The sequence below is a fragment of the Serratia sp. CY43202 genome (assembly GCF_052168755.1).
Lineage (GTDB): Bacteria > Pseudomonadota > Gammaproteobacteria > Enterobacterales > Enterobacteriaceae > Serratia > Serratia bockelmannii.
Genome location: NZ_JBJNMB010000002.1, coordinates 172,725 through 183,738 on the forward strand (window position 1 = coordinate 172,725; position 11,014 = coordinate 183,738).

The window sequence follows — 11,014 nt, forward strand, 5'->3', positions numbered from 1 at the left end:
TAAACGGAGGGCTGAGTTAAAAGCCAAAGTGCATCAAACGGATAGCAGCGATGAGGTGGTTTCTACTTGATCGTCGCCAGAAAAATACAAATACTGTATGCATGAACAGTTATTTGGTGCCGCTATGAATAATAACCCACTGATGATAACGCCGGTCTGGCCTCTGGCGATGAAGGGGCAGTAGCCATGTTCGCCCTGGTAGACGTCAACAGTTTCTATGCTTCCTGCGAGACCATCTTTCGGCCCGATCTGCGCGGGCGGCCGGTGATCGTGCTGTCCAACAACGACGGTTGCGTGATCGCCCGTAGCGCCGAGGCGAAGGCATTGGGCGTGCCGATGGGGGCGCCTTATTTCAAAATCAAAGAGGAAATGCGCCGCCGCAACGTTGCGGTGTTCTCCTCCAACTACGCGCTGTACGCCGACATGTCCCGCCGGGTGATGGACACGCTGGAAGAGATGGCGCCGGCGGTGGAGATTTATTCGCTGGACGAAGCCTTTCTGCGGCTGGACGGTGTGGCGCACTGCGAGGCGCTGGAGCCATTCGGCCAGCGGGTGCGCGATCGCATCCGGCGCGAGCTGCATTTGACGGTCGGGGTCGGCATTGCGCCGAGCAAAACGCTGGCCAAGCTGGCCAACTTCGCCGCCAAGAAATGGCGCGGCACCGGCGGCGTGGTGGATTTATCCGATCCGGCGCGCCAGCGCAAACTGCTGGCGTTGCTTCCGGTGGAAGAGGTGTGGGGCGTGGGGCGCCGCCTGACTCGCCAACTGCAGGCGATGGGTATTCACACCGCGCTGCAGCTGGCGGACTGCGATACCCGGCTGGCGCGTAAAACCTTCAGCGTGGTGCTGGAGCGCACGATACGCGAGCTGCGCGGCGAATCGTGCCTGCAGTGGGAAGATGAGGCGGCCGCCAAAGAGCAGATCATCTGTTCCCGCTCGTTCGGCCAGCGGCTGACGCACTACCCACACATGCGCGAGGCGATCTGCAGCTACGCCGAACGCGCCGCCGAAAAGCTGCGGCAGGAAAAGCGCTATTGCCGCAACGTGTCGGTATTTATCAAAACCAGCCCGCATTCGGCGGGCGAAGGGTATTACAGCAATATGGGCACCGCCCGGCTGCAAACCCCGAGCAATGACAGCCGCGACATCATCGCCATGGCGGTACGTGCGCTGGAAAGCATCTGGCAGGAGGGGCGACGTTACCTGAAGGGCGGCGTGGTGCTGGGAGATTTCAGCGCCGCCGCCATGGCGCAGATCGATCTGTTCGACGACTGCCCGCCGCGCCGCAACAGCGAGCGGCTGATGGCGACCCTCGATCGCCTGAATCAGGAAGGGCGCGGGCGCGTGTGGTTCGCCGGGCAGGGGATCGTCAAGCCGTGGCAAATGAAGCGCGACATGCTGTCGCCGGCCTACACCACCCGGCTGGCGGACATTCCGGTGGTGCGGCTGGGGGAGCGGGCGCCGTGCTCCGCCGAATCGAAGGAAGAAAAACGCCGCGGGTGACAACCGGCGGCGTGGGTAGGCTGAGTGTTACTTCACCGCCGCCGGATCCGGCTTATCGGGGGCGATGCCATACAGCGCCATGGCGCGGTTGACCTCGCTGCGGGCGATACGGCCTTCGTCAGCCAGCAGTTTCAACGCGGCGAGCGCGATGAAATGGCGGTTGACCTCGAAGAACTCACGCAGCGCCTCGCGGGTGTCCGAGCGACCAAAGCCGTCGGTGCCCAAGGCGATAAAGGTGCGGTCGGGCAAGAACGGTTTGATCTGATCGCCGACGATCTTCATATAGTCCGTCACCACCACCACCGGGCCGGGATGCGCCGCCAGCAGGCTCTGAATATAAGGAACTTTCGGCGGATCTTCCGGATGCAGCAGGTTCCAGCGTTCGGCCGCCATGCCGTTGCGGCGCAGCTCGCTCAGGCTGGTGGCGCTCCAGATATCGCTGGCGACGCCAAAGTCCGCCGCCAACAGCTCCGCCGCCGCCAGCGCCTCGCGCATGATGGCACCGCTGGCGACCAGCTGAGCGCGCGGGCTCTCTTGGTTTGTCGTTTCGCTCTGTTTGAGCAAATAGGCGCCCTGGATAATCCCGTCCTCCACGCCCGCCGGCATCGGCGGCTGCGGGTAGCCCTCGTTGAGCAAGGTGATGTAGTAGTAAATATCCTCTTGTTCAACGAACATCCTGCGCATGCCGCTCTGGACGATCACCGCGAGTTCATAGGCATAGGTCGGATCGTAGGAGACGCAGCTGGGGATCACCGAAGACAGCACGTGGCTGTGGCCGTCGTCATGCTGCAAGCCTTCGCCCATCAGGGTGGTTCTGCCGGAGGTGGCGCCGAGCAGGAAACCCTTGGTGCGTGCGTCGGCCGCCGCCCAGGCGAGATCGCCCACCCGTTGCAGCCCGAACATGGAGTAGAAGATATAGAACGGGATCGTCGCGACATCGTGGTTGCTGTAGGCGGTGCCGGCGGCGATCCAGGTCGATATCGCACCGGATTCGTTGATGCCTTCCTGCAAAATCTGGCCGTCTTTGGCCTCTTTATAGTAGCTGAGCTGCCCGGCGTCTTGCGGGGTATACAGCTGGCCGAGCCAGGAATGGATGCCAATCTGGCGGAACAGGCCTTCCATGCCGAACGTGCGCGACTCGTCCGGCACGATGGGCACGATCAGTTTGCCGATGTTGACGTCTTTGAGCAGCGTGCCGAGGATATTAACGAAAGCCATGGTGGTCGACATGTTGCGTTCGCCGCTGCCCTTCAGGAGGCCGTCGAAGCGCGATAGTTCCGGTATCGCCAGCGGAGCGGATTGGCCGAAGCGGGCAGGGATGTAGCCGCCCAGCGCGGTGCGCGTCGCGGTGATGTACTTCGCCGCCGCGCTGTCGGGTTCGGGCTTCAGGTAAGGGATCTCTGCCAGTTGGGCGTCGGAGATGGTCAGCCCTAAACGGTCGAGGAAGGCTTTCACCGCATCCTGGCTCATTTTTTTCAGCTGGTGGTTGATGTTCTGCCCTTCACCGGCTTCCCCCATGCCAAACCCTTTGACGGTTTTGGCCAGCACCACCGTCGGCCTGCCCGGGGTATGCACCGCCTGATGGTAGGCGGCGTACACCTTTTGCGGATCGTGGCCGCCGCGGTGCAGCGCCCAGATCTCATCGTCGCTCAGGTCGGCGACCAGCTCGAGCAATTCCGGATACTTGCCGAAGAAGTGCTCCCGCACATAGGCGCCGCTTTGCGACTTGAAGGTTTGGTAATCGCCGTCGACGCACTCCATCATGCGCTGCATCAGCAGCCCGGAGCGGTCTTTTTGCAGCAGTTTGTCCCAGCCGCTGCCCCAGATCACCTTGATCACCTGCCAGCCGGCGGCTTTGAAGGTGCCTTCCAGCTCCTGAATAATCTTGCCGTTGCCGCGCACGGGGCCATCCAGCCGTTGCAGGTTGCAGTTCACGACGAAGATCAGGTTATCGAGTTTTTCTCGCCCGCCCAGCGCAATCGCCGCCAGCGATTCCGGCTGATCCATCTCGCCGTCGCCGAGAAACGCCCACACCTTTCTCCCCTGGTGCGGTTTCAACTCGCGGTATTCCAGATAGCGCATGTAGCGCGCCTGGTAGGCGGCGGTCAGCGGCCCCAGCCCCATCGAAACGGTGGGATATTGCCAGAAATCCGGCATCAGCCGCGGGTGCGGGTAGGAGGAGAGGCCGCGGCGCGCGGATTCGCGGCGAAAGTTGTCGAGCAGCTCCTCGTCGATGCGGCCTTCGAGATAGGCGCGGCCATAAATGCCGGGGGCGGAATGGCCCTGGATATACACCATGTCGCCGGCGAAATCATCGGTGCGCCCACGGAAGAAGTGCGTGAACCCCACATCGTAAAGCACCGCGGCCGATTGGTAGGTGGCGATATGCCCGCCGACGTTGGAATGTTTGCCGGCACGCAGCACCATCGCCATGGCATTCCAGCGAATAAACGCATTGATGCGCGCTTCAGCGGCCAGATCGCCGGGATACGTCGGTTGCTTATAGGCCGGGATCGTATTCACGTAGGGCGTGGTGACCATGCTGAAGAAATCACCGTGTTTTCGCTGATCGGCTTCGGCCATTCTTTCCAACAAAAAATGCGCGCGTTCACGGCCGTCGATGTCAGTGACACCTTCAAATGCCTCAAGCCATTCAGCCGTCTCTTGTGGGTCGAGATCTGCTTTTACCGCAGGTTGGTTCATAAAAGCTCCAAATGTACTTACCTGATAAGGCGCTGAGCGATACAGGGATTCAGTGAATTGCAAGTGCAAGAGTTGCAAATGCAACAATGGCGAAAGCCACTCTATCCCTTTACAATTGCAATTGCAACTCACCGGTTTTGACGAGAAAAATGACATGACAGATAAACAACCCGACCTGTGGTTCTCCTTTGTGCGCGCGCATCGGGCGATGATCAGAAAGATAGAGGCGAAGTTGTCGGAAGCGGGGCTGCCGGTTTACGCCTGGTATGACGTGTTATGGGGATTGGAAAGCGGGGAAAACGGCACACGCCGCATGCATGAGCTGGCGGACGTGTTGGTGATTGAGCGTTACAACCTGACCCGCCTGATGGATCGCCTGGAAAAAGAGCGGCTGGTCACGCGTTTTCGATCGGATGACGATCGCCGGGCCTCCTTCGCGACTATCACCGAGGAAGGCAAGGTCCTGCGGAAAAAGATGTGGGAGATCTACCGTTCGGTGGTCAACACCCACTTTCTCAACCAGTTCAGCGAAGAAGAGGTCGCACGCTTCTCCGACGCGTTGAACAATGCGATGCAACTGGCCAGAGAGTGATCAGGCATCGGGCGTGATGTGCAGAACGCGCAGCGCATCGGCGATCAGCGCCGAAGGGATTTTCTGCTCGTCGGCCAGCAGTTTAAGGGCGCAGAGCGCAATCCATTCCGCCTGCGGGTAGTGGATTTCGCCGCGCACCCGTGAATCTGAGCCCACCGCGGCAAAGCGCGCGGGAATGAATCGCCTGAGCTGATTGGCAATCAGGTGCGAGTAGTCGGTAACGGCGACGACGGGGGCATTCCCGGTACCCAGGCACGTTTTCAGATGGCATTCGCCGCCGCTGTCCTGGCGCTGCATGTCGGCGAGTTCGGCGTCCTGCGCCAACCGCGTGTAGCTGGGGCAACTCCAGATTTCAGACGCAATCCCCCAGTTTTTCAACACTTTGGCCGCCTGCTGAACGCGGGCGAGCGCTCGGCCGGCGCCACACAGACGAACCTGCAACGGCGAGTCTGCCGCGGCGGCGACACGATACATTCCCTTGAACGCCTGTTCTGCGACAAACGGTTCCCCTGAAGAGAGGGGGCCATTGTCTGCGTTGGTCGCGAGATACACCATCTTCCTCGTTCCCTCCAGATAGAGCGCGTGGAGGGCGTGATGGAGTATCGCGCCGGTTTCTCGGGCATTGGCCGGATCGAAAGGCAACCAGCCCGGCATGGCCGTGAGCTGAAGCGGGAACCAGGCCTGAACGCCTTTGGGCAAATCGGCACTGCCAGTATCCGCATCGCTGATGAAAATCCCTTTACGATTGGTTTCCGGCTCAAGCCCGCGAAGCATGTCCACCGAGGGCGTGTTGACGAAGTAAAACAGCGGCTTCTCATAACGCTCTGATTGATGGCCAAACCAGAGCGGCCAGGCGGTGGCGTAGTGGGAACTCGGTGGCTCGGTGCGCCTTCTGCCGTCGATAAGCCAGATGTCGCCGCTGGCGTTAAGTTCGTCCAGCGTTTGCGCCGTCCAGGCGCTGGAAGAAGGGCGCGAGGCGCCGGCTTTTTGACTGACGGAGGTCATCTTGCGGATACAGGCTTCGGCCAGGGTTTGGGTTCTGGCCGAAGCGGCGGGCAGTGTTATACGTTGAGGCGACATGCGGAGTACCCTTTTTTAGTTGCAAGTGCGATGATTGTAATTGCAATTTATGGCGTATGCCAATGACTTCTGAACAGGCCGCCGCCGTCCAGGCGTGACCTGCGCCGGTATATTCAGGTTCTGCGGAAGGGAGCCTATTTGTTTCACCGACCAGACAGCCGTCATCCGTTGTCCTTATTTCTGCGGTTTTTTATAAATGGCGGGCAGCTAAAAACGGTTTGCCGATATTACTCAGGCACGCGTTAGTGAACGCTAAACGAGGATATCGGCATCTTAAAAATAAAACGAAATAAGGATGAAAGCATATGCCTGGATTTAATTATGGTGGTAAAGGGGATGGAACTAATTGGAGTTCTGAACGCGGTACGGGCCCAGAGCCGGGGGGCGGCGATAAAGGCCATTCCGGCGATCGCGATCGCGGCGGCGCCGGCGTTGGCAGCAGCCCGGAACAGCAACAGATAGCGGCGATCCAAAACGATCCGGCGCTGCGCATGAAGCTGGCGGCGGTGATTAAGGCGGCGCGCAGAATTAACCCGGATGCGAAATTGCATATTGAAAGCGTCAGCCCATCCGGCACGCTGAGCCTTTCCGCCACCGGTTTGACGGCCGATCAGGCGAAGCACATTGGCCTGGGGGGACTGGTGATGGGGGTCAACGCCAAGGGGGTGACAGTGGCGATCGGGGATATCGAAACCGGCCATGCGCGCAAGCCCTCAACCCCTGGCAAAGGCGGCAACAATGGCCTGAATGCCGGGCAGATCGGCGCCTCTTCGTTAGGCAGTTTCGTGACAGACTCGCATCGCGATCGGCCCGTCAGCGGCTGGCATGGCAACGGCAAAACCGGCGAATTCTCGACGACTCGCACGACCGGGAGTTACTACGGTTTTCATCATTTGAAGGTGGAAAAGCAAGACGGAGTGGCGACCTACAGCCTCTACTATAAGGCCAATAAGAACCGGCCCGCGTTTATCGCCGTGGTGAGAGGGGATAACCTGAATGCCATGGAGGTGAAATATGCCAACGGCAAGCCGGTAAAATCGCCCGGCTCGGTAAAAACGATCGTTAAGGACTTCGTCGAATATCAAAATGCGGAATTAAAAGCCATCAAGGATGGCGTCAGCCTGGCCGCAGGTATCAATAAAGATATCGCGGAAAAGATCGGCGCGAAATACGCCAAACTCGCCAAGGATTTGGAGGCGGGAATTCAAGGAAAATATATCCGCAACGTGCAAGATGTGGAGAAAACCTACGAGCAATTGACGAAGGGCCTGAACAAAAAGCTCAAGGCGCAGGACAAAGCGGCGATTGTCGCCTGGCTGAAAATGATCGATGCGGAACAGTATGCCCGCAATGCGCGGGTATTGGGCAAGGTCTTCACCGGGGTGGACTGGGCGATCAAGGGCGCGGATCTGGTAAACGCCGCGATTGAAGGTTTCTCTACCGGCAACTGGAAAGCGTTCCGCAACCAGCTCGAAGCGCTCGGGTTGTCGATCGGCGCAGGGTATACGCTCTCCGTTATCGCCGCGTTTTTCGCGCCGACGCTGGTGTCGTCGACGGTGGGCATTTTCGCCTTCGCTTACCTGTTTGGCTGGGCCACCAGCTATATCGATGCGGCCCTTGCAGGAGAACTGGAAAAATTCATCCTCGAGATGTAACAAGCTCATGACAGAAGAGGGGGCATGCCCCCTCTTTTATGGGGTATGAACGCGCCCTGAACAATGTATTAGCATGTCTCATATAGTTCTTAAGTTGATGATTTTTATATGTGTAGTTCGTCTTATGTAGCCATCTCCCCGTCATCGGATAATTTCATTATTTTTCTTCCTGTTATGTGATTTTCTTCACGTAAAACACTATTTATCATCCTTTATTCATTAGTGATATTTACATATAACAATTGTTCTCCTAGTTTGTTCATGGTTATTAACATTCGGATTAATGTTCTGTTGGAGTATGGATATGTTGACAGGAAAGTGGGTGCCTCTGCCCTTTATCCTTGTGGTTTCCTTATTGGCTGGGTGTATTGAAGTGGATATGTCCGTTCCCAGCTTTCCGGATATGGCTGCCAGTTTCGGTGTTTCTGAAGGGCATATTCAGCGTACGATCACCTATAACTTCTTGGGATTTGTGTTTGGCGCGTTGATTTATGGCCCACTGTCAGAGTCGATTGGTCGACGCAAAACCATGTTGATCGGTGGGGCTATCATGCTGTTAGGTGCTCTGGGATGTACCTACGCCACTTCAATCGATCTTTTGATGTTGTCCCGCTTTATTCAGGGGTTGGGGGCTTGCACGCCGGTGGTAGTGGCTTACGCGATCATCGCAGACCGTTATCAAGGGGCGGCCATGTACAGCATGATCGGTCTGGTTAATGCCTGTATCTCGATTTTCATGTCGCTAGCGCCGATCGCCGGTGGTTGGATTAATGAGCATTGGGGGTGGAGAGGAAACTATGCGGTTGTCGCGGTGATCACCGCAGCGGCGGTACTGCTGGAATTGTTGTTCCTGCCGGAAACGAAGAAAGAAAAAACGCCATTCGATCTCAAAGCCATTGTGGGAAGCTATGCCCGGCTGACGGCGAGTTTCCAATTCATGCGATTATCGTTGATTCCTTCACTTTTCTTTGCTGCTTATATGGTATTCATCGCCTCCAGCGCTTTTCTTTACCGTGAAACCTTTGCGTTCTCGCTGTCGGCATTTGTCGTTCACTTTTTTATTATCGTGGCGTCATTTTCAATCCCCAGCCTCTTTTCCGCCCGTATTATCGCCGCGTTTGGTGGCGATCGGCGCGCTGAGAAAATCGGTATGGCGTTAGCCATCGTCAGCATTCTCGCTCTACTGACGGCGACAACGCCTTGGGCTATTACCCTGCTGATGAGCCTGTTCTGCTTCGGTTTTTCTATCTGCTATCCGACGCTGTTCGCACGTTCCATGAGTGTCTACCCGGAAATTTATGGTGTGGCGGCCTCCTATATCATGAGCATGCGCTCGCTGCTGGTTGTGGCTATCACGGGGATGGCCAGCTACGTCTTTATCGGGCGGCCGGAGGAAATGAGCTATGTGATGGCGAGTGTGATAGGCGTTGTCGTGTTGTTGTCTATGTTGAGTATCGTGGCATCCCCAAGCAAAGCTGAAGAATAAATAATCGTTTTCGCGTGACCCCCGGCTAAATATTTATATTTGGCCGGGATCGGCATGACTTTTTTAAATACATGTATTCCTTCATCTGGAGAATATCTATGGAAAACGAAACCATGGTTTCGAAGGGCGGTTTGTCTGCCGCCTATACTGATAAATGGGAACAGCGCGCATCAATAAGAACCCGCCCCGGTAAATTTATCGACTTTACTATTCCTGGCGCATTTTTCCCCGAGGAGAATCAGCCGATATTTTTAGCTGACATGATGAGCGGCATGGACAATGAGAGGAAGTCAAAAATACTTACTCAGTCATTGTTTAAATACCTCAATGATATCGTTAATCTTGAGATCAAACTCATTAACTCAGCATGCAATAAAATTATCTACGGCGATCTCGCTGTCAAATTTGACGAACAGATTAAATTGAATGCCTATACCGTCATCATCGATGAGTATTACCATGTTTATATCGCCAGACATATGATCAATCAACTTAGAGAGCATGATGCCGATCTCGGTGCGCTGAGTTACCCGGATTCTGACGCCTATGTGGCCGTTACAGAGGTGATGAAACGGTTACCTGAGCGCTGCCATGACATTTTCGAGATCATTGCGGTGTGCATTTTCGAAACGACCCTGGTGAGAGAGCTGGTGGAGTTCTTTAATAGTGACGGCGTTCATCCATCGATTAAATACTATGTTAATGACCATATGAACGATGAGTCCAGACACTATATTTTCTTTCTCGAATTACTTGGCTATATCTGGACGAGGTTGGATGAAAACGATCAGGCGATGATCGGCGGGCAGATCGCTGATTTCGTAAAAATGTATTTGAATGTTGAATCAGAGAAACAGTTTAACATTGAGCTGTTATCGAAGATAACTCATGATTGCGAAGCCAGCCGGGAGTCAATCAATAAGGTTTATCGCGGTTTTGAAGTGACGCCTGATGTCCCCATTGTTAAAAACGTGCTAATGGCTTTGAAACGAACCGGCATTCTGAATTCGCCGATAGTGCGCCAGGGATTCGAAAATATTGGTTGGATAATTTAATCATGGAGATGGGTATGGATAGTTTCGCCTCGCATAAAACACATTCTAAACTGGCCTATTTGACTGAAACAAAGATGTTGGCCGATGAAATAAAAGCGCGTTTACGGAATAGCAATTCGCTTATTCTTCCATTAGAGAGAAATCTTGAACTGGTCGATCAATTGACGGAGTTTGAGCTTGGTCGTTTCCTCCTGCATAACCGCGGCCTCAATGGCTACTGGACGTCTTACATTTTCCAGCATCCCGCCGGAAAACCCGCCGAACATGTTTTGGAAGACTGGCTTCTGAATCGCTCGTTGCTGTGCCGGGCGCGCGAGCGTTACTACCGTTATCAGACCTTGCTGGCTGAGTTGATTACGCAGGCGGAGACGCTGGCTTCAATCCCGTGCGGTGTGATGGATGATTTATTGGATTTGGATTACAGCGGCCATGGCGCGGTGCAATTGACCGGCATTGATCTTGACCCGGAGTCACTTTATCACGCCAACGAAAAGGCCAAGCGCGTTGGCATGGCGAACCGTTGCCGATTCTCGCAGCAGAATGCCTGGGAGTTAAAAGAAAAAAACGCTTTCGATGTGATTACCAGTAACGGCCTGAATATGTATGAGTCTGACCCGGACAGGCTGGTGGCTTTGTATCGTCGGTTCTTCGAGGCATTAAAACCAGGGGGAACCTTGTTGCTCAGTTTCCTCACGCCACCGCCGGAAAAGAACGCGCCCAGCGGGGAGTGGGATAAATATGAAACGCCAATGGCGGACCTTTTGCAGGAGTTCGCGATCTTTGGCGACATTATTCAGGCTACCTACCTTAATTTCACTTCAGAAGCAGAGATCAGGCAACAGATAACCCAGGCAGGGTTCACGGTTAAAGATATCAACTACAGCTCACGCGGCGTGTTGCCGATCCTCGTGGCGGTAAAACCCTGATAACCCAAAAGAGT

General features: G+C 55.6%; 8 protein-coding genes. 6 read left to right on the forward strand and 2 right to left on the reverse strand.

The features are described from left to right. Positions 1-186 precede the first annotated feature (186 nt). Positions 187-1,503 (forward strand): translesion error-prone DNA polymerase V subunit UmuC, encoded by a 1,317-nt coding sequence (gene umuC, locus ACJ8J5_RS02745; protein WP_049204968.1) that lies wholly within the window; start codon positions 187-189, stop codon positions 1,501-1,503. 27 nt (positions 1,504-1,530) lie between these two features. On the opposite strand, the gene aceE is transcribed toward umuC, so the two are convergent. Then, the gene (gene aceE, locus ACJ8J5_RS02750) at positions 1,531-4,206 is read right to left on the reverse strand and encodes a pyruvate dehydrogenase (acetyl-transferring), homodimeric type (protein ID WP_197780486.1); all 2,676 of its coding nucleotides are present in this window, start codon (positions 4,204-4,206) and stop codon (positions 1,531-1,533) included. A 154-nt stretch (positions 4,207-4,360) separates the two neighbouring features. On the opposite strand from aceE, the gene ACJ8J5_RS02755 reads away from it, so the two are divergent. Next, positions 4,361-4,798 (forward strand): MarR family winged helix-turn-helix transcriptional regulator, encoded by a 438-nt coding sequence (locus tag ACJ8J5_RS02755; RefSeq protein WP_414104401.1) that lies wholly within the window; start codon positions 4,361-4,363, stop codon positions 4,796-4,798. Here the strand turns inward: ACJ8J5_RS02755 and ACJ8J5_RS02760 are convergent, their stop codons facing one another. Further along, complete coding sequence (locus ACJ8J5_RS02760; RefSeq protein WP_038876720.1) at positions 4,799-5,878, reverse strand: transketolase-like TK C-terminal-containing protein; 1,080 nt, start codon at positions 5,876-5,878, stop codon at positions 4,799-4,801. It lies immediately after the preceding gene. A gap of 491 nt (positions 5,879-6,369) precedes the next feature. On the opposite strand from ACJ8J5_RS02760, the gene ACJ8J5_RS02765 reads away from it, so the two are divergent. The 4 genes from ACJ8J5_RS02765 to ACJ8J5_RS02780 all read left to right on the forward strand — a co-directional run bounded on the left by ACJ8J5_RS02765 (position 6,370) and on the right by ACJ8J5_RS02780 (position 11,000). Next, positions 6,370-7,533 (forward strand): colicin-like pore-forming protein, encoded by a 1,164-nt coding sequence (locus ACJ8J5_RS02765; protein WP_265536011.1) that lies wholly within the window; start codon positions 6,370-6,372, stop codon positions 7,531-7,533. Between the two features lie 304 nt (positions 7,534-7,837). Continuing rightward, entirely contained in the window at positions 7,838-9,019 is a 1,182-nt protein-coding gene (locus ACJ8J5_RS02770; RefSeq protein WP_049209473.1) for an MFS transporter, read from the forward strand. Between the two features lie 98 nt (positions 9,020-9,117). After that, positions 9,118-10,074 carry a diiron oxygenase gene (locus ACJ8J5_RS02775; RefSeq protein ID WP_025303320.1) on the forward strand — a complete coding sequence of 319 codons (957 nt, stop codon included), beginning with the start codon at positions 9,118-9,120 and terminating at the stop codon, positions 10,072-10,074. Positions 10,075-10,088: 14 nt separating this feature from the next. Then, on the forward strand, positions 10,089-11,000 hold the full coding sequence (locus tag ACJ8J5_RS02780) for a class I SAM-dependent methyltransferase (RefSeq protein WP_169540658.1): 912 nt from the start codon (positions 10,089-10,091) through the stop codon (positions 10,998-11,000). Positions 11,001-11,014: the final 14 nt, after the last annotated feature.